Genomic DNA, 20,162 nt, shown 5'->3' with positions numbered 1-20,162 from the left:
GATCTCGCTAATTTATCACCTTTGTGAACTCGCTCCAAACATAAAATCCATACACTGTAAGGTGTTATGCTTGAAAGACATACAAATTAGAGCGCTGTCACTCGCTCGCTAACCGATCAAGCACCTTCGACCAAGCTAGCTTTGCCCGACTAAACCATATTTTCTAACCATCCCTCGTAATTGGTGGTAGCTCAAACCAAGTAGCTCGGCTGCTTGTCGTTGATTAAACTTGGCCTCTTCCAATGCGCGATTGAGTAAGTGGATGTCTTGCTCTTCTTGCCACTGTTTATAGTCTAGAGGGAATTGAACTGCGCTGCTTGGTGCTTCCTCTTCTTGCTGCTGTTCGGCTTGCTCGGCATTATGACCAAGCGTGTTATTCCAAACTGTTTCAAAAGGATTGAAAATCAGTTCATCAATTGGATCGGCATTGAGACCATGTTGGTAAATAGCACGTTCAATCACGTTTTTTAGTTCACGGACATTACCTGGCCATTCATATTCAAGAAGCGAATGCTGTGCTTTTGAGGTAAAACCGACAAAATATTCGAGCTGAAGTTCACGGCACATCTTCATCGCGTAGTGCTCTGCTAAAGACAGGATGTCTTCCTTTCGTTCACGAAGAGGAGGCAGCATGATGACGTCAAACGCTAAACGATCGAGTAAGTCGGCACGGAAATCGCCTTGTTCCGCCAATTTTGGTAAGTCCGCATTGGTTGCACAAACAAGTCGAACATCCGCATTGAGAGCGGTATGACCGCCAACTCGTTCATATTCACCATATTCGATGACACGCAACAGCTTTTCTTGAACTAAAAGTGGTGCGGTGGCCAGTTCGTCAAGAAACAAAGTGCCGCCCTCGGCGCGTTCGAAACGTCCTTTATGCTTGCCCTTAGAGCCTGTAAAAGAACCGGACTCATGACCAAATAGCTCTGAATCTATTAGTCCTTCGCTTAAGGTCGCACAGTTGAGTGATAGTAGTGGCTTATCCCAACGTCTTGATAAATAATGCAAACGCTGAGCGATGAGTTCTTTACCCGTTCCTCGTTCACCGATAATGAGGACTGGACGCTCAATAGGCGCAAGTTGTGATACTTTATCTAGTACGGCGAGAAAAGCAGGTGATTCACCAATCAGGTTTTGCTTCATAAAGTCCTTCTTATTTAACAGCCGAGCCATGATTTACATATGGAGTTGGTGAATTTCACCAACAGTTGGTGAAAAACATCATAGCATAATAGTGCATAACGACAACAAAATGCATAAACTACTGATTTTAAATGTAATTTTAAGTTGGCATGCTACTTGTAATGTATTCAGGGAGACGCAAGGTCAATCACCACCTTGTCGAGTTTTAATAGGAAAAAAGAGGAGTTCCGTTATGGGTATTTTTTCTCGATTTGCAGATATCGTTAACTCAAACATCAGTGCATTGCTGGACAAGGCGGAAGATCCTGAAAAAATGATCCGTCTTATCATTCAAGAAATGGAAGACACACTTGTTGAAGTGCGTACTAACTCGGCTAAAGCGATTGCAGACAAAAAAGAGTTGGCTCGTAAAGTTGAAACGTTAGAAGAGCAAATTGGCGAATGGAGCCAAAAAGCGAGCCTAGCGTTGGTAAAACAGCGTGAAGATTTGGCTCGTGCAGCATTAATTGAAAAGCAAAAGCTTGAGCAAGTGATTAAAGGCCTTCACACTGAGCAGACGTTAGTAGAAGAAACGATCGACAAGCTTACAGGCGAGATCGGTAAGTTAGAAAGCAAAATTGCAGAAACGCGTGCAAAACAGCAAGCACTAGCAATTCGTAACCAAACCGCCTCTAACCGTCGTGATGTGCAAAAACACCTGCACACTAGCCGTACTAATGAAGCGATGGCAAAGTTTGAGCAGTACTCGCGTAAAGTGGATGAAATGGAAGCGGAAGCAGATTTGTACGCACAAACTGGTAATGCAAAATCGCTAGAGCAAGAGTTTGCAGAGCTTCAAGCTCAAGACGAAATCGAAAAAGAGTTGGCAAAACTGAAAGAACAGATGTCATCGAAAGATAAATAACAAAGGAGCCATTTATGTCGGCATTTTTTATAGCAGGACCAGTGATTGTCTTTTTAATCTTTGTCGCTCCACTATGGCTCTTCTTACACTATCGCAGCAAACGCAAAACGGATAGTGCACTGTCGAGCCAAGATTTAGAGCGCCTTCAGGTACTATCTGAAAAAGCGGAAGCGATGCAGTCCCGAGTTGATACATTGGAGCGCATCTTGGATGCTGAGTCACCAACATGGAGACGCAAGTATGACTAATCGAGAGCTGTATCGTGACCCAGTAAATGGCAAAATCTCCGGTGTTTGCGCCGGAATCGCCAACTACTTTGGTGCAGAGGTTTGGTTGATTCGTATTGTAGTGATTTCTGCAGCGCTGTTGGGCGGTACGTTTTTGGTGTTGTTAGCATACGTCGCTATGGCGTTTATGTTAGAAAATCAACCAGTGACGTATTCTGAAAATATCCGAGCGCAACAAGAGCACACACTTAAAAGTAAGCCTTGGCAGAAAGGACAAAGTCCGGACCAATTGCTCAGTGTGTTGGAACGCGATTTTGACCGCCTTGATGGCAAAATCCGTAACATGGAAGCGTATGTTACGTCTGATACATATAGGGTGAATCGGGAGTTCAGCAAGCTCTAAACACTCCGCATCCAAAGAAGATTTAAACGAAGCAGGCGCAAAGCCTGCTTTTTTGTCACAAATTACTAATTTTAAAGCACTATTAATCTTTTCAACTCTGGAAGTTCGCCCAGAATTCATCTACTTTAAAAATAATCCCTTAATTTTTTATGGATGAATGTAATGAGAAGATTGCTCATTCCTGTCGCCATCTCGGCTGTGTTGTCGGGGTGTGGTAAAGAACTTCCCCCTGTTCCAGAACCTGAATCCCGCCCCGCAAAGCTATTTACAGTATCTGTTGGCAATGCCCAATTTGAACGACACTTTCCTGCCACGACGGAAGCTGGTGATAAAGCGGTACTGACGTTTCGAGTTCCTGGACTTCTTCAAACGATTGAGGTGAATGAAGGTCAAGTCGTCAGCAAAGGCGATGTATTGGCTTCATTAAACCCTGATGAATATTCTCTGCTTGAACAGCAAGCTCGGGCAAATTTCGCGCTCGCAGACGTGCAGTACAAGCGATACCAAAAGTTACGTAAAGACCAAGTGGTGTCCGAACAAGACTTTGATGAGGCAAAAGCGAATCACAACTCAGCCAAAGCTCAGTGGAATCAAGCAAAGGCAAATTTAAGGTATACCAAACTTGTCGCGCCATATGATGGTACGATTTCGTATATTCCAGCAGAAAACCATGAGTATGTTGCCGCAAAAGAAGGCGTGATGAATATCCAATCCAACCAACTGCTTAAGGTGATATTCCAAATCCCTGACTATCTGCTAAACCGTTACACGCAGGGGAGCGATGTCTCTGCCAGAATGGTCTTTGACGCTTTCCCCGAGCAGTCATTTGACTTGACCTTTCAAGAAATCGATACAGAAGCCGATCCTAAAACCGGTAGTTACAAAGTCACTATGGTTATGGAGCGACCATCAGAAATAGGCCTTTTACCGGGCATGTCTGGCAATGCTTACCTCCTATCTAAAAATGCTGGTGCAACAAAAATTCCTAATTCCGCGCTGCTAGAAGAGAACGGCAAAACATACGTTTGGCGTGTTGATGAGCAAGGCATTGTGTCCAAAGCCGCTATTGAGATGAATGACAAAAACCAAGTGTTAGCAGGGCTTAACGATGGCGATCAAATCATTATCTCTGGTGTTAGTGTAATTGAACCCGGAATTAAGGTAAGAGCCTGGATTAAGGAAAGAGGGTTGTAATATGAAAGGAATCATCTCTCTAGCGGCATTATTTTCAACGTTTCTTCTTGTTGGTTGTGGTGATAAGGCACCAGAAAAAGCTCTTGAGACACCGCGTGTAAGAGTTACCTCATTAGCGGGAAATCGGGTGGATGACAACTTATATTTCCCTGCGGTTGCGAATGCAGCGGATCGCTCTCATTTGAGTTTCCGAGTGGCAGGAGAAGTCAGCCGCATCATGGTAAAAGAGGGCGATAAAGTCACGAAGGGTGATGTTATCGCAACGTTGGACCCTACGGACTATGAGTTGGATGTAGATAATGCGAGTGCGCGTTTTTCTGTTGTTGACAGTCAGTATCGCCGTTCACGTCCTTTGGTTGATAAAGGTCTATTAGCTAAGTCTCAGTTTGATGAAATTGCAGCACAACGACAAATCGCTCTGGCTGAGCTTAAGTTAGCGAAACTCCGTTTATCATTTACTGCCTTAAAAGCGCCTGTGGATGGGATCATTTCGCGAGTTAATATCGAGCAATTCGAAAATGTCCAAGTCGGACAGCATATCGTCAATATTCATAGTTTGGAGCGAGTAGAGGTGCTGATTCAACTTCCAGACCGGCTCTATGTTAACCAACCGCCAACGGAAGAAAGACTTACCGCGATAAAAGCATTGGTGCGCGTCCCTAGTGGTAACGAGTACAACGCGACCGTGAAAGAATTTACGACTGAGCCAGACCCAACCACAGGCACGTTTACCGTCACATTATCGCTTCCTATGCCGGAAGAAGAATACATCCTAGATGGGATGGCCGTTGAAGTGACCTCCAAAGATAAGAACGTTGGCTTGGATCTCAATTTAGGAATTAATGTTCCTATTGAAGCCATTTTCAATGCGGACGGTGACGAGCTGGGGCGGGAAAACAAATTTGTTTGGGTACTGAATGATGACAATACGGTATCGCGCAGACAGGTTCGAGCAGGTAAAGCATCTAAAACATCCATTCAAATCCTTGATGGTCTCATGCTGAAAGACAAAGTTGTGATTGCCGGTGTTTCTCGGTTAAGGGATGGCATGAAAGTGGAAGTGATACAGGAAATGGCTACGCAGGAGGCCGGTCTATGAGCGATCTTAATAAATCAGTGCCTCAAAGTGATGATGATGTGACCGGTATTGCTGCGTACTTCATCCGAAATCGTGTCATCAGCTGGATGGTCGCACTGATCTTTTTGATTGGTGGTATCGCTGCATTCTTTGGGTTAGGGCGTCTTGAAGATCCTGCTTTTACCATCAAAGATGCCATGGTGGTGACCTCTTATCCTGGTGCGACGCCGCAACAAGTCGAAGAAGAAGTGACTTATCCGATCGAAAAAGCGATTCAGCAGCTTACTTATGTTGATGAAGTGAATTCGATTTCTAGCCGAGGATTATCGCAAATCACAGTCACGATGAAGAACAATTATGGCCCTGATGATCTGCCACAAATCTGGGATGAGTTACGCCGTAAAGTGAATGACCTTAAAGGGACGTTGCCTCCGGGTGTGAATGAACCTCAAGTGATCGATGATTTTGGTGATGTTTACGGGATTTTGTTAGCGGTGACTGGCGACGGTTATAGCTACAAAGAGCTACTGGATTACGTTGATTACTTACGCCGAGAGCTCGAACTGGTTGATGGCGTGAGTAAAGTTTCGGTATCCGGGCAACAGCAAGAGCAAGTTTTCATCGAAGTATCGATGAAAAAGCTGAGCAGTATAGGACTTTCCCCCGATACGGTCTTTAATCTTCTCTCGACGCAAAACGTGGTTTCTGACGCAGGGGCGATCAGAATTGGTGACGAGTACATCAGAATTCAGCCGACTGGCGAATTCCAGAGTGTGGATGAGCTAGGCGATTTGTTGATTACTGAGTCGGGAGCTCAGGGGCTCATCTTCTTGAAAGATGTAGCGGAAATAAAACGTGGTTATGTAGAAGTCCCGAATAATATTATTAATTTTAACGGCAGCCTCGCACTAAACGTGGGTGTTTCTTTTGCTGAAGGCGTCAATGTCGTTGAAGTAGGAAAAGCGTTTGATCATCGCCTTGCAGAGCTAAAGTACCAACAACCTGTCGGTATCGAAATCTCGGAAATTTACAGTCAGCCTAAAGAGGTGGATAAATCGGTTAGCGGTTTTGTTGTCAGCTTGGCTCAAGCCGTCGGTATCGTCATTATCGTACTTCTGTTCTTTATGGGGCTACGTTCAGGTCTGCTTATCGGTTTGATTTTACTGCTGACGGTGTTGGGTACGTTCATTTTCATGAAGTATCTCGCGATAGATTTGCAGCGGATTTCATTAGGTGCCTTGGTTATCGCGTTAGGTATGTTGGTGGATAATGCGATTGTCGTGGTTGAAGGGATTTTGATTGGTACTCAAAAAGGACGAACTCGACTCCAAGCGGCGACTGATATCGTTACCCAAACCAAGTGGCCATTACTTGGGGCAACTGTGATCGCGGTAACTGCATTTGCGCCCATAGGACTGTCTGAAGACTCGACGGGTGAATACTGTGGCACTTTGTTTACGGTTCTTCTGATCTCATTGATGTTGAGTTGGTTTACCGCTATCTCGTTGACACCGTTCTTTGCTGACATCTTCTTTAAAGGCCAGAAGATTAAACAAGGTGAAGGGGAAGAAAATGATCCATATAACGGGGTTATTTTCGTTATTTATAAAAAGTTTCTCCAGTTCTGTATGCGCCGTGCTTGGTTTACCGTTGTGGTGCTGATTGCGGGATTAGCGGCAAGTGTTTATGGGTTCACCTTTGTGAAGCAAGCGTTTTTCCCATCGTCGACAACGCCTATTTTTCAGTTAGATGTATGGATGCCGGAAGGAACTGATATTCGCGCCACCAACACAACGCTTAAAGAGCTAGAACGTTGGTTAACCAAGCAAGAGCATGTCGACCATATCACGACGACTGCAGGTAAAGGCTTACAGCGCTTTATGCTAACGTACGCGCCAGAGAAAAGTTATGCGGCTTATGGTGAGATAACCACTCGTATGGAAAATTACGAAGCGTTAAAACCATTAATGGCGAAGTTTCGAGAGTATTTAAAAGCCAATTACCCAGAAATCAATTACAAGCTCAAACAGATTGAGTTAGGTCCAGGTGGTGGTGCAAAAATTGAAGCGCGCATTATCGGCTCTGATCCAACCGTCCTTCGTACGATAGCCGCTCAGGTCAAGGACATCATGTACGCCGATCCTCAGGCAACAAATATCAGGCATGATTGGCGTGAACGAACCCAAGTTCTTGAACCTCAGTTTAACGAGAGTCAGGCACGTCGCTATGGCATTACAAAATCAGATGTCGATGACTTCTTGTCCATGTCATTCTCTGGAATGACGATAGGCCTTTACCGAGACGGCACGACGCTCATGCCTATCGTGGCTCGCTTACCTGAAGATGAACGTATTGATATTCGTAACATTGAAGGCATGAAAATATGGAGTCCAGCACAGAGTGAGTTTATCCCACTTCAACAAGTCACAATGGGTTACGACATGCGTTGGGAGGATCCTATCATCGTACGTAAGAACCGTAAGCGTATGCTCACTGTGATGGCAGACCCTGATATTCTAGGTGAAGAAACCGCATCGACGTTGCAAAAACGTTTACAGCCCCAAATCGAAGCGATTCAAATGCCTCCAGGCTATTCACTAGAGTGGGGTGGTGAGTACGAATCTTCAGGTGATGCTCAAGAGTCGCTGTTTACTACCATGCCAATGGGGTACTTGTTCATGTTCTTGATCACCGTATTCCTATTTAACTCTATCAAAGAGCCACTCATTGTTTGGCTTACCGTGCCGCTGGCGTTAATTGGTGTCACCACCGGTTTATTAGCACTCAACACGCCGTTTGGTTTTATGGCTTTGCTCGGCTTCTTAAGCTTATCGGGAATGGTGCTCAAAAATGGCATCGTATTACTGGACCAAATTGAAATAGAAATGAAATCGGGTAAAGAGGCTTATGATGCGGTCGTTGATGCTGCGGTAAGCCGTGTTCGTCCTGTGTGTATGGCTGCAATCACGACGATCCTTGGTATGATCCCACTATTACCAGATATTTTCTTCAAACCAATGGCGGTTACGATTATGTTTGGTTTGGGCTTTGCGACAGTCCTGACACTGATTGTCGTGCCAGTGTTGTATCGTTTGTTCCATAAAGTGGCAGTACCGAAACAGGCTTAGTGCTACTGATATAACGATGAAAAATATCGCGCCTCTAGCTCATCAGTTAGAGGCGCTTTTTAAGGAAGAATAATGACAGAACAAAAAACGTGTGCGTGGGCGATGAATCACCCATTAGAGCGCGAATATCATGATTCCGAATGGGGCGTGCCAGTATATGACGACCAAGTCCTGTTTGAATTTATTACGTTGGAAGGTGCGCAAGCTGGGCTTAGTTGGATCACCATTCTTAAAAAGCGCGAAGGGTATAGGGAAGCGTTCGAGAACTACGACCTAGATGCTTTGGAACAAAGAAATGAAGAACGCGCTGAATACATCGTGGAAAACTTCGATGTTGTGAGACATCGCGGAAAGATTAACTCGGTTTTCAGTAATGCCAAAGCGGCCAAAGCGTTAATTGCTGAATACGGAAGTTTATCAGACGCGTTGTGGCAGTTCGGGGACGGCGAACCAATCATTAATCAATGGCAACATATGAGTGACGTGCCAGCTTCGACAGAGCAATCCAAAGCCATGAGTAAATTCCTAAAAAAGAAAGGCTTCAAGTTTGTCGGTGAAACCATCTGTTATGCTTTCATGCAAGCCGTTGGCATGGTGGATGACCATATCGTTGGATGTCCTAAAAAGCAGAATAAGTAACGTTTGGCTTATTAAGTTTATGTTGTTAGTTCTGGCTATCATGAATACGTTCCAAAGCTTCGATTCGACGCCATTGAGTGGCATCGAAGCTTTGCTTTCTTAAAGCAATGATTTCTGCCTGTTTTTCGTTTTGCCCTAGAAAATCCCTATTCAGAATCTCTTGACGCTGTTTTAAGTAAGTGGCGAGTTGAGTCTCAAATGATGCTCTTTGCTCATCAAGCTTTTGCAGCCTTTGCGCTCCAGCGTCTCCCACCAGTGCAACACGGGCGATGTACTTATCTTGTGAATCAAGCTGAGAAGCTTGCTCGAGTTGCTCCGCTAATGCGTTATTGCGTTCACTTTCTCGGATATAATCTGGTTGTTCTGATAACGCTTGATTGAGAAGGTGTGTCTGACTCTCGATATCCGATGCCTGTTTTTTAATCGTCAGCTTTTCCAATGCAAGTTGGCGAAGTCGGTTTTCTTCGTCAAACAATTGAGCTATCTGGACCTCGCTAAAGTATTGAAGTTGTAAATTCAGTATCGCTTCATTCAGCTTGGTTAGCTGTTCAAGCGTTAGTTGGTTATGCTCAAAAGGCTCCAATGCAGAGAGCGCTTGCTTGTAGGAAAGGTAGGTCTGAAAAAGTTTGGCATCAATATTCAGTGTTTGTTTTGCTAAAGTGTCATCATTGACTTCCGCTTTGATCGTATCGAGATCTTCTTCGCCCAGCCGGCTAAGAGAATATTCGAAGAAGTCTTTTGGGGAAGAGACATCGGCGGCTATATCTTGCTGAGATGGCGAATGGTTAGAGGTTATCTCTTGTTGTTTGTCGCTTTGCAACAGAGAAAGCGCTCCCACGCCAAATATCGAGAGCAGGATAAAAGTGGTGAGAGCGACTTTCTTCATTGTGATGACCTCTTATAAACCTTGAAGTTTGAGACGATTTGCATGTTGGCGATAAAGCGTGACTGGATCGGTTTCAAAAAGATGATGAATACCGAGTAGGCCGTTAATTTCATCCAAATGGTTCATTTGATAATCATCACGTATGACTTTGCCCAAATGTGTGCTGCACGCACCAACTAAGCCATCATTTGGCCCATCAAAGGCTAAGCCAAGTACCATCATGGCAGCGTCGGTCGGATCGAAAACGTTTGTAAAAGTGGATGATCCGGTCCATGAGTAGTAATAAACGCCATTTGAAGCCAGCAAGTCACCATTACCACATTCACTGGTAGGGACTCCCTCCGGGTAGTGTTGGTTAAACGCTAATGATCCTTCCGTGGTTAATGCTGCTAATGAGGCTAAAGGGTCTTGGTCGAGATCAGAACCACCTGATAGAAGATTAATAAGAGTAGTTAAACCTTGCGCCAGTTTTACCGCGAGCTGCTCACTACCCGAACCCTCAGATACGGTGCCACGAACTAAATCTGCCACTTTAGACCCTTTATTAACGCCACCTATACTCGTAACTGATGCGACTAGGTCAGGACGGACAGAGGCAACATAGCGCGTTGTTGGACCACCATGACTGTGACCAATGAGATTGACTTTCTCTGCTCCTGTTGCTGCAAGTAAGGTTTCGACTTGAGCAAGCAGTTGCTCCCCTCGAACTTCGCTGCTATTGGTCGCGGATACCTGTGCAACATAAACCGTAGCGCCATCTTTTGTTAAGGAATGTGGTATTCCGAAAAAGTAATCAACGCCTGCCAGGGTATCAAAACCAAACAAACCGTGAACCAGAACAATCGGATACTTGGTTTGGGTATAACCTGTTGCAGCGTATACGGAGGTTATTGGGACGGTAATTAAGGTAAAAAGCATTAGCGCTATAAATTTGAGTTTCAAAACTATCTCCTTGTGGTATGACCTCTTATGAATGATAAAAAGTAGGAGAGAAACTCTAAATTTGGAAAGCCTATTTGTGGCACATTATTTCATTCTGTGACTGCTCAATTGAAAAACAACACAAATGATTAACATTAATTAATGGTTCGGGTGAATGTTAGTTAATTCTAATTAAGTCAGGGAGTTATAAAAACGCCCCGCAATGCAGGGCGATTCAATCATTGTTATAGGGAGGCTTCTTTTTCAAGCATTAAGGCATTATAACGCGCAAAACCAGCCTCTAGATCGGCGATCAAGTCATCCACGTCTTCTAAGCCAATATGAATACGAACTAAAGTGCCCTCAAAGTGTGGGTGCGCTACGGTTCTCAAGCTGTTAAAGCTCTTTGGTTCGTTAGCTAGAATGAGGCTTTCATACCCGCCCCAAGAATAACCCATACTGAAGTGTTTCATACCGTCAAGCAGAGCCGTCGTCGCTTTTGGATAAGACGTTTTGAGAACAAATGAAAACAAGCCGTTTCCACCAGTGAAGTCACGTTTGAAAAACTCATGGCCAGGGCACGATTCCAATGCTGGGTGGCGGACATGATCAACTTCCGGACGAGAAGCTAGCCACTTGGCGACTTTCAAGCTACTTTCTGCGTGTTGTCTTAGGCGAACATCCAGCGTGCGAATACCACGAAGGCCTAGGTATGCGTCGTCAGGAGAAACGCACTGACCCATCAAGTAGCTTTGTTCACGCAGTTGGGGCCAGTATTTTTCGGAAGCTACGGCTGTACCTAACATTACATCAGAGTGACCAACTATGTATTTGGTGGCGGCTTGAATGGAAATATCGACACCATGTTCAAATGGTGAGAAGTTCACGCCAGCTCCCCATGTGTTATCAAGCATCACAATAATATCGTGCTCGTGAGCAATGCGCGCCAATGTTGGTACGTCCTGCACCTCCATTGTGACTGACCCCGGAGATTCTAGGAAAAGGACTTTGGTATTTGGTTGAATCAAATCACGAATACCTTCTCCAATCATCGGATCATAATAGGTAGTTTCGATGCCCATTTTCTTCATGATGGTATTACAAAAATCACGAGTTGGTTCGTAACAAGTGTCCACCATTAGAATGTGATCGCCAGTTTCAACGAAAGAGAGGATGGCGTTTGAAATTGCTGCCGTTCCACAAGGGTAAAGCGCGCAACCAGCTCCACCTTCAATCTCAACCATTGCGTCTTGGAAAGCAAAGTGTGTGTTGGTGCCTCGGCGACCATAAAACAACGTTTTGTTTGCACGATTAATGGTGGCTTGGTTCTTTTCTGCAACGGTATTGAATACCACAGTTGAAGCGCGTTGAACGGGTGGGTTTACAACACCATTTGTCCACTTTTTATCGCGGCCAGCGGTAATGAGCTTGGTTTTTTTTCCCTCTGACATAAAAGTTCCCTGTCTTAAATATTGCGGTTTTGAATATTTAAAACATGGACGACGTTGGTTATGCAAGGGAAAAGTCAACTATCAGCCAATAATAGCCAAGATGAACAGGGAATGATGTCGAGAGGTATCGTGTAGATAGGGAGCTAAAAGAACAAACCTCCAGCAGGATGCTTGCAGCGCTGGAGGTTTTTTAGTCGGTGTATTTGAGGTATTAGAGGAGTGGATTGAAGAGATAGAACACTCGCTCTAAGAACCGAGAAAATAGGCTCCTTTTCTCCCATTCTTCCAATACAACAGTGTGAGATTGCTTAATATAGCTATCTTGTAACCAAGACATTTGCTTGGTGAACTCTTCGTCATCAACGGCGAGGGTAACTTCGAAGTTTAGCCACAAGCTGCGCATATCCATGTTTACGGTGCCAACTAAACAGAATTGGTCGTCAATTACGACGGATTTCGTATGCAGCAAACCACCATAAAACTCATAGATTTTGACTCCTGCACACAAAAGCTCACTATAAAACGCGCGTGACGCCCATTGCACCATCATCGAGTCATTTTTATGTGGAATAATGAGTTCAACATCAATGCCTCGTTGTGCTGTCATCTTTAACGTTTCAAGTAAGTCTGCATTGGGCACGAAATATGGTGTTGTAATTCGTACCGAGCGATTGGCTTGGTTGATTGCCAATGTTAATACTTGATAGATCAGATATTCCGGCATACCAGGGCCAGAAGGCACAACCTGAATAGGGTGTTGGAATTCACTCTCATCGATCTTGCATTCAGGTAGTCTCGGTAAATGACGTTCGCCAGTTTCGACTTCCCAATCCCAACAGTGGATAGCACTCAATACGTTTACCGTTGGTCCCGTAATGCGAACCATGATGTCCACCCAATGCCCGACGCCACTGTTTTGCTTGAAGTAAGCCGGGTCAACCAAGTTCATTGAACCTGTATAAGCAATTTCATCATCAATTACGATGATCTTGCGATGTTGGCGAAGATCAAGACGACGTAAGAAAATACGCCACATCTTCACTTCTAGCGCTTGAATAACTTCAATTCCAGCATCCTGCATCATTCGATACCAAGGACTTCTGAAAAAACGTGGACTACCTGCTGAATCGAGCAATAGTTTGACATCTACGCCGCGTTTAGCCGCTTGGATAAGTGCAGAAGCGACAGAGTCAGCCAAACCACCTGGATGCCAAATGTAGAATACCATTCGAATACTGCTCTGCGCGTTTTCGATGTCTTCAATAATGGAATGCAAAATCTCATTAGGTGACTGTTGCAGCGACAATGTATTACCGCTCAATGCGGGAAGACCAAGGCGGTTGTTACAAAGTTCATCAATTCGGTAGATGTGCCTTCCCATCGTTTCTGGGTTGTGCGCGTTACAGTCGTTAAGCTGACTGAACCACTTCTCGAATGGTGTAAACATCTCTTTTGCGCGTTCGGCCCGTTTTCTGCCTAAGTTCAGTTCACCGAAGAGGAAATAACATGCGACACCCAGAACGGGAAGGATATAAATGATCATTAGCCAAGCTAAAGACACGCTCACTGCACGGCGCTTTAAAACGACACGAATGGTCACACCTGCGACCAGTAACCAATATAGCCCGATGCCAGCTAAAGTAAGAAAGTGATAAAACTTGTCCATATACGCTCAGAGTAATATGCCCTTCTAGGATATTAAGCATAAAAGTGGGTTGGGGGAATAGGTTTCCCATTTAGACGTGGGATTGACCTTATATGAGGAACGAATTTCATAACAGCTGATTCTGTTATTTTAATGTGAAAAATAAGGCCATTCTTTAACTTTTGAACAAAAAAGCAGCATTTAACCTGCGTAACTCGACACTTGTGCGATAAATGTACTTTTTGGGGGTTCCAATTTTAAAGGGGAGCTGCTTTACTTTCTAGACATAGTGCGTCGAACGCTTATTTTATAAGTGTACAATAATTTTTACATAAACTTTTTAGACGCCTATCTCTATGCATACACAACAAACTAATTTTGGAGAAAAAGCGTGGCTACAACTAATACAGCAGCACCACGTGATACGTGGGGGTCTAAACTAGGCTTCGTAATGGCAGCAGCGGGTTCCGCTGTCGGTTTAGGCAATATATGGAAATTCCCTTACACAGCGGGTGAGAGTGGCGGCGGTGCATTCGTTGCTATCTACCTTATCTTTGTTATTTTTATCGGCTTTAGCGTGATGCTGACAGAGTTCGCTATTGGTCGTAAGACAGGTCTTTCTGCCGTAGGTGCATTCAAAACAACTGACCGACGCTGGACGTTCACTGGCGTTATGGGAGTCTTCAGTGGTCTTTTGATCATGGGCTTCTACCCAGTGGTTGGTGGTTGGGCATTGGCCTACATCTTTAAAGTGGGCGGTGGTCTACTCAGCGCGCCAGAAGCAATTGGCGACAGCTTTGGCGGTTTCATCTCAGATCCGATTCAGCCTCTCATGTGGATGGGTGTTTACCTGTTCCTTAACGTCATGATTGTGATGAAAGGGATCTCGGGTGGTATTGAGAAAGCCGGTAAGGTTCTGATGCCGCTTCTGTTCTTAATCCTAATCGTTGTTTCTGTTAAGGGCTTAATGCTGCCAGGTGCAATGGCTGGCCTTGAGTTCTTATTCATGCCGGACTTTTCTAAAGTCGACAGCAACGTGGTTCTTGCTGCACTAGGGCAGGCGTTCTTCTCACTTAGCTTAGGTATGGGCTGTATGATGACGTACGGTTCTTACCTGAAGAAGAAAGAGAACCTAGTTCAAACAACCGGTATGGTTACAGCGATGGATACAGGTGTCGCGATTCTTGCTGGTGTTGCTATGTTCCCTGCTATGTTTGCCTTTGGCATGGAGCCTGCGGCAGGCCCTGGTCTTGTATTCGTTGTCGTTCCTCAGCTATTTGCTGAAATGGGCGGTGTGATTGGGTTGCTATTCGCGTTGCTATTTTTCATCGGTTTGACGGTGGCGGCATTAACTTCTTCAGTATCACTATTGGAAGTTGTCGTGTCTTACCTAATCGACGAGAAAGGCATGAAGCGTTCTAACGCAGTTCTGTCTGCAAGTGCAGTTATGGCGGCATTATGTATTTTTGCGTCACTATCGTTAGGTGGAATGGGACCAACGCTGTTTGGTACCGGTGCCTTTGATATCTTCGACTTGCTAACGGACAAAATCTTCCTAGCGGTTGGTGGTATGTTGGTTTGTATCTTTGCAGGATGGCGCCTAAGCCGTGCTGAGCTAGAAAAAGAGATCACTAATGACGGCGAAGTATCCTTCCCGCTATTTGGATTGTGGTACAACCTAGTTAAATACCTGATTCCTGTTGCGATTGCTATTGTTGCCTTCATGGGGATTAAGTCGGGCTTTGACAGTGGCAAAGGTGAAATCATGCTGCTGGGTATCGCAATCATTGGTCTTGCTGGTATTTTCTCTAGAAAGCTCTAGCTCAGGCCTTGGGGCAAGCCTCGATAGCTTTGTCCGATAACTTATGTATACTGCTGGCTCCAAACGTGGAGCCAGTTTTTTTATGTTCGATATTCTACATACCCATCCCGATTTTCTGATCATCAATAAGCATCCCAACGTCTCTGTTCATAAAGACGATGGCGACACAATGCTGCTGCAAGAAGTGGCTAAGCAGAGTGGTGATGAGCAGCTCTATCTTATCCATCGCTTGGATAAAATGACATCGGGTATTCTGCTCCTCGGACGCAACGCCAAAGCGGCCAGTGCGTTATCGCAAGCCTTTGCTGACCGCCAAGTGGAAAAGTTCTATCTGGCGATTGGCTCTAAAAAGCCGAAAAAGAAACAAGGTTTGGTCGTTGGTGATATGGAGCGTTCTCGCCGTTCATCATGGAAGCTGGTCAACAACAAAAATAACCCAGCCGTTACCCAGTTTTTCTCTCTTGCGGCAGAGTCCGGAGAACGCCTATTTTTATGTAAGCCGCACACTGGTAAAACGCATCAAATCCGCGTGGCATTAAAATCGGTTGGCTCAGGTATTGTTGGTGACCCGATTTACAATGCAGGCAATGAGGCTGATCGCGGTTATCTGCATGCATTTTCACTTTGCTTCCAATACCGAGATGAGCAATATCGCTTTGTTTGCGATCCACGAGAATACCAAGTGCTAGGTAGCAAATGGCACAGTGAAATCGTCTCTCAGGGTTTGGATACTTGGCTTTCCCCTTGGGAACTGAACTGGCCTACGATCAAATAACCGTCACAAAGAAAACTAATAAGAGAACTCGATGCAAGCATCACAACTTCCGCTGTTCTTTCAGCATCTAGAAACCGAGCTCGCGCAAGCTCCGAATGAAATTCGTCGACTGTTTCATGGTCGTGGCCGCCGTTTTGAGGGCCTAGAGCAAATAACCTGTGATTGGTTACAAGGTCAGTTGATTATCAATTTGTTTAAAGAAGTCGACGACGCGTTTCTCGCTGAGCTGAAAAGCGGCCTCAATGCGTTGGCACAATCACAACTGTGGGCAGATAAGCAAGGTCGCACTATGGTTCTTCAGCACCGTTATGCCGATGGTGCGCCTTCAGAAGTGCTTGTCGGTGAATTAGACGCTCGCCCTGTCGTTGAAGAAAGCGGTTTGAAATACCAATTGGATATTGGCCGCAACCAAAACTTCGGTCTGTTTTTGGACATGCGCTACGGTCGTGATTGGGTACGCGAAAATGCGAAGCATAAAAACGTGCTCAACTTGTTTGCTTACACGTGTGGCTTTTCTGTCGCTGCCATTGCGGGTGGCGCGGATAAAGTGGTTAACGTCGACATGGCAAAAGCGTCGCTGTCTAAAGGTCGTGAGAACCACAAGCTAAATGGTCATAACATCAACCAGGTAAGCTTTATGGGGCACGATATCTTTAAATCGTGGGGTAAGATTAAAAAATCTGGTCAGTATGACTTGATTATCATCGATCCGCCTTCATTCCAGAAAGGCAGCTTTGCGCTGACGAAAGATTACAAAAAGATTCTACGTCGATTGCCGGATTTGTTGGCAGACGGCGGTCAAGTGATGGCATGTGTGAACTCGCCATCTGTGACAAGCGACTTCTTGATTGAAAGCATGAAAGAAGAAGCGCCAGAGTTGACATTCCGTGAGCGTCTGGATAACCCACCAGAGTTTATGGACGTAGACAGCGAAGCTGCATTGAAAGTGTTGTTATTTAGCTAAAAGACGTTTGTTGCAACAGAAGTAACATCAAAAAAAGCGCCGCGAAACATCTAGACAGACGTATCGCGGCGCTTTTTTGTATTTGGAAAATTAACCAATCTGCACTTCAAGATCCGCTTCGATGGTTGATGAGCAGGCGAGCACATAACCTTGTTCAATTTCTTCTGGCGTTAATGTTTCTAGGCTGGTGGAAGAGACGTTGCCTTGACGAACCTTGCATTTGCAAGACCCACATATGCCACTTCGACATGCGACGATGAGAGGTAAGCCCGCGTCTTCAAGCACATCTGCCAATACCTGACCTTTTTGCGCATCGATGGTTTGAGCAAAGTCAGGAACAGAAACACGAACAACTTCATCGGAGACCGATGTTTCTGCGCCAGTCGCTGGCGTAAAACTCTCTTGGTAGAAGTTCGTCATGTCAAAACCAAGGTCATTCAAATAGCCGTGAACATCTTGCATAAACTGGCTTGGACCACACAGGTAAACGGTGCGTTGCTTGAAATCAGGAACAAGCTCTTTAAGCCAGTCGGCATTCAAACGACCTTGTGAGTGTGACGTTCCTTCGCGGTTTTTCAGCAACAGCTTTAAATGGAAGTTGGGATACACAGCGTCGAATGTTTCTAGCTGATCGTAGTAAATCGTCTCTTCAGGGCTGCGTGCGATATGAAGAAATGCGATGTCTACATCGTTGTCGTTTTCATCTTGATTACTCAGCCAGTGTTTTGCCATCGAAAATACGGGCGTGACGCCGCAACCTGCACTGATAAGCAAGGCTTTTGTTTCGCCATCACGTAACACGGGTGGGTGGTCGATGCAGTTAAATTCACCCGCTGGTGGTAATGCTTGAACGGTATCACCAAGCAGCAGCGAGTCAACGATGTAGTTCGATACTTTACCGCCAGATACTCGTTTGATGGTGAGTTGAAGGTGATCGTCTTCATTGATCGAGCTGATTGAATAGGCACGAAACTCCATTTTTCCATCAATTTCGACGCCCAAGTTAATAAACTGGCCAGGCTTAAACTGAAACAGAAGTGATTCGGTTAGTTCGGCCAATTTGATGCTGACGGTGTCGTGTGTTTCGAAGTATTTGTCGATGCAACGGAGCGTGACGGGTTGGTTACCTTGCCATTCAAAAAACATAACAATCTCTTTGGTTGTGGCTATTTTTAGTTCGAAATAGAGAGCGCCTCCACGTAAGGAGGCGCGAACAAGCAAGTTTATTAAGCTGCTAGGATGGCTTTTAGATCATCCTGAACATTGCCAATACTGCGCATATCGAACTTCTCTTGGATTATGGCGATTAGGTTTGGCGTTAGGAATGCCGGTGCAGTAGGGCCTGTGTAAATGCCTTTCACGCCCAATGCAAATAGTGTTAGCAAGATAACGATCGCTTTTTGCTCGAACCAAGAAAGCACAAGCGTGAGTGGTAGTTCATTGATGTCACAGTCAAACTCTTTCGCCAGTGCAAGTGCAAGCTGGATTGCAGAGTAAGCATCGTTACATTGGCCCACATCCAATAGGCGAGGGATGCCGTTGATATCGCCGAATGTGTTCTTGTTGAAGCGGAACTTACCACACGCCAAGGTCAGGATGAGCGTGTCTTCTGGCGCTTCAGCCGTAAAATCGGTGTAGTAGCTGCGTTCCGCTTTATCACCATCACAACCGCCGACTAGGAAGAAGTGTTTGATGTTGCCTTGCTTCACTTGGTCGATAACCGCAGGGGCGGCGTTCATCAGTGCATTGCGACCAAAACCAACCGTGATGTGGTGTTCGATTTCATCGTGTTGGAAACCGTCTTGCGCCAGAGCACATTCGATCACTTGGCTGAAATCATCGCCTTCGATATGTGCAACACCAGGCCAGCCAACAATGCTACGGGTGAATAGACGGTCTGCGTATTGACCCACATTTGGATTCAACAAGCAGTTTGACGTCATTACGATTGCACCAGGGAAGTTGGCGAATTCTTTCTGTTGGTTTTGCCATGCGCTGCCGTAGTTACCGACAAGATGAGGGTATTTCTTCAGCTCAGGGTAGCCGTGTGCAGGCAGCATTTCACCATTGGTGTAAACGTTAATGCCTTTACCTTCGGTCTGTTGCAGGATTTTTTCTAGGTCATGCAAATCATGGCCAGAAACAAGAATACATTTACCTTTTACTGGCTTGACGTTCACCGTGGTTGGTTCTGGATGGCCGAAGGTCATTGTTTCACCTTGGTCGAGCATTTCCATCACTTTGTAGTTCATCAGGCCGATGCGCATTGAGCAATCAAGTAGTTCGCCGAGATCTTCAGGGTCTGTGCCCAACCACGCCATGATTTCATGGTATTCGGCATAGATATCGTTGTTGGTTTGCTCAAGAACACGTGCGTGCTCCATGTACGCGGCTGCACCTTTAAGTCCGTATAGGCAAAGTAGGCGTAGGCCAATAACATCTTCATGTACTTGGTCCTTACCACGGTTCACCGCGACTTGAGGAGCAAAAGTTAAGATCGCTTCTGCGCTGTTTGGTAGATCGAAGTTGGCAACGGCAGGAATGTCAGTAAGGTTGGTGTTTGACAAAGTCGCAGCAGACATTACTTGCTCTTTTAACAATGCTTTGTACGTTGCGGCTTGAGAAGTTAACTCTAGGATGCGTTCAGGGTCGAAGTTAACGTTCGTCAATGTAGAGAAAAATGCCTTGGGTGCCCATTGGTTGATTTCATCGTTAATGATGTTGAATTCAAGTGCTTTTGATGCCCAAAAAGAAACCCCTTGCAGTGTGTAAACCAACACGTCTTGCAGGTCAGATACTTCAGAAGTTTTACCACACATACCTTGTGCAAAAGAACAACCTTTAACAGCAGGGGTTTGAATTGTCTGTTCACATTGAATACAGAACATATTGGGTTCTCCAGTGATTGTTTTAATAGTCGTGATGTTGACCACTAGAGAGCAGAATGCGTGCCAATTATTATCTTGTTGATTTTTAATG

General features: G+C 45.2%; 17 protein-coding genes. 10 read left to right on the top strand and 7 right to left on the bottom strand.

Features of this window, described 5'->3' with window-relative positions:
- Positions 1-135 precede the first annotated feature (135 nt).
- Complete coding sequence (gene pspF / locus NB463_RS13525) at positions 136-1,146, bottom strand: phage shock protein operon transcriptional activator (protein ID WP_046874789.1); 1,011 nt, start codon at positions 1,144-1,146, stop codon at positions 136-138.
- Positions 1,147-1,378: 232 nt separating this feature from the next.
- On the opposite strand from pspF, the gene pspA reads away from it, so the two are divergent.
- From pspA to NB463_RS13490, 7 genes are all read left to right on the top strand, one after another.
- Positions 1,379-2,050 carry a phage shock protein PspA gene (gene pspA / locus NB463_RS13520; protein ID WP_005393294.1) on the top strand — a complete coding sequence of 224 codons (672 nt, stop codon included), beginning with the start codon at positions 1,379-1,381 and terminating at the stop codon, positions 2,048-2,050.
- A gap of 14 nt (positions 2,051-2,064) precedes the next feature.
- Positions 2,065-2,298: an envelope stress response membrane protein PspB gene (gene pspB / locus NB463_RS13515; protein ID WP_005393293.1), complete on the top strand. Its 234-nt coding sequence runs from the start codon at positions 2,065-2,067 to the stop codon at positions 2,296-2,298.
- Positions 2,291-2,680, top strand: a complete 390-nt coding sequence (pspC, locus tag NB463_RS13510) for an envelope stress response membrane protein PspC (protein ID WP_258430836.1) — start codon at positions 2,291-2,293, stop codon at positions 2,678-2,680. Before pspB ends, pspC begins: the two co-directional genes overlap by 8 nt.
- Before the next feature lie 162 nt (positions 2,681-2,842).
- Positions 2,843-3,874, top strand: a complete 1,032-nt coding sequence (locus NB463_RS13505; protein ID WP_065645345.1) for an efflux RND transporter periplasmic adaptor subunit — start codon at positions 2,843-2,845, stop codon at positions 3,872-3,874.
- A gap of 1 nt (position 3,875) precedes the next feature.
- Positions 3,876-4,973, top strand: a complete 1,098-nt coding sequence (locus tag NB463_RS13500) for an efflux RND transporter periplasmic adaptor subunit (protein WP_006742843.1) — start codon at positions 3,876-3,878, stop codon at positions 4,971-4,973.
- The gene (vmeI, locus tag NB463_RS13495; protein WP_047008607.1) at positions 4,970-8,080 is read left to right on the top strand and encodes an efflux RND transporter permease subunit VmeI; all 3,111 of its coding nucleotides are present in this window, start codon (positions 4,970-4,972) and stop codon (positions 8,078-8,080) included. Before NB463_RS13500 ends, vmeI begins: the two co-directional genes overlap by 4 nt.
- Positions 8,081-8,152: 72 nt before the next feature.
- The gene (locus tag NB463_RS13490) at positions 8,153-8,719 is read left to right on the top strand and encodes a DNA-3-methyladenine glycosylase I (protein ID WP_258430835.1); all 567 of its coding nucleotides are present in this window, start codon (positions 8,153-8,155) and stop codon (positions 8,717-8,719) included.
- Positions 8,720-8,744: 25 nt separating this feature from the next.
- Here NB463_RS13490 and NB463_RS13485 read toward each other — a convergent pair whose 3' ends face one another.
- From NB463_RS13485 to cls, 4 genes are all read right to left on the bottom strand, one after another.
- Positions 8,745-9,605, bottom strand: coding sequence for a lipase secretion chaperone (locus NB463_RS13485; RefSeq protein WP_258430834.1), 861 nt, complete (start codon positions 9,603-9,605; stop codon positions 8,745-8,747).
- A 12-nt stretch (positions 9,606-9,617) separates the two neighbouring features.
- Positions 9,618-10,547, bottom strand: a complete 930-nt coding sequence (locus NB463_RS13480) for an esterase/lipase family protein (RefSeq protein ID WP_104974253.1) — start codon at positions 10,545-10,547, stop codon at positions 9,618-9,620.
- A 224-nt stretch (positions 10,548-10,771) separates the two neighbouring features.
- Positions 10,772-11,977, bottom strand: a complete 1,206-nt coding sequence (locus NB463_RS13475) for a cystathionine beta-lyase (protein ID WP_258430833.1) — start codon at positions 11,975-11,977, stop codon at positions 10,772-10,774.
- A gap of 211 nt (positions 11,978-12,188) precedes the next feature.
- Positions 12,189-13,643 (bottom strand): cardiolipin synthase, encoded by a 1,455-nt coding sequence (cls, locus tag NB463_RS13470; protein ID WP_005393277.1) that lies wholly within the window; start codon positions 13,641-13,643, stop codon positions 12,189-12,191.
- Between the two features lie 430 nt (positions 13,644-14,073).
- Here cls and NB463_RS13465 point away from each other — a divergent pair, with 430 nt between their 5' ends.
- The 3 genes from NB463_RS13465 to NB463_RS13455 all read left to right on the top strand — a co-directional run bounded on the left by NB463_RS13465 (position 14,074) and on the right by NB463_RS13455 (position 17,183).
- Entirely contained in the window at positions 14,074-15,444 is a 1,371-nt protein-coding gene (locus tag NB463_RS13465; RefSeq protein ID WP_043884644.1) for a sodium-dependent transporter, read from the top strand.
- Between the two features lie 82 nt (positions 15,445-15,526).
- Positions 15,527-16,219, top strand: coding sequence for a TIGR01621 family pseudouridine synthase (locus NB463_RS13460; protein WP_258430832.1), 693 nt, complete (start codon positions 15,527-15,529; stop codon positions 16,217-16,219).
- 31 nt (positions 16,220-16,250) lie between these two features.
- Positions 16,251-17,183: a class I SAM-dependent methyltransferase gene (locus tag NB463_RS13455; protein ID WP_031855477.1), complete on the top strand. Its 933-nt coding sequence runs from the start codon at positions 16,251-16,253 to the stop codon at positions 17,181-17,183.
- Positions 17,184-17,273: 90 nt separating this feature from the next.
- Here the strand turns inward: NB463_RS13455 and NB463_RS13450 are convergent, their stop codons facing one another.
- Together NB463_RS13450 and hcp are read right to left on the bottom strand one after the other, a co-directional pair.
- The gene (locus tag NB463_RS13450; protein WP_253656939.1) at positions 17,274-18,329 is read right to left on the bottom strand and encodes a hybrid-cluster NAD(P)-dependent oxidoreductase; all 1,056 of its coding nucleotides are present in this window, start codon (positions 18,327-18,329) and stop codon (positions 17,274-17,276) included.
- 80 nt (positions 18,330-18,409) lie between these two features.
- Positions 18,410-20,071: a hydroxylamine reductase gene (gene hcp, locus NB463_RS13445; RefSeq protein ID WP_253656938.1), complete on the bottom strand. Its 1,662-nt coding sequence runs from the start codon at positions 20,069-20,071 to the stop codon at positions 18,410-18,412.
- Positions 20,072-20,162: the final 91 nt, after the last annotated feature.

Source organism: Vibrio sp. RM-41-2B, assembly GCF_024744415.1.
Classification (GTDB): Bacteria; Pseudomonadota; Gammaproteobacteria; order Enterobacterales; family Vibrionaceae; genus Vibrio; species Vibrio diabolicus.
This window is presented reverse-complemented; position numbering and strand designations above follow the sequence as displayed.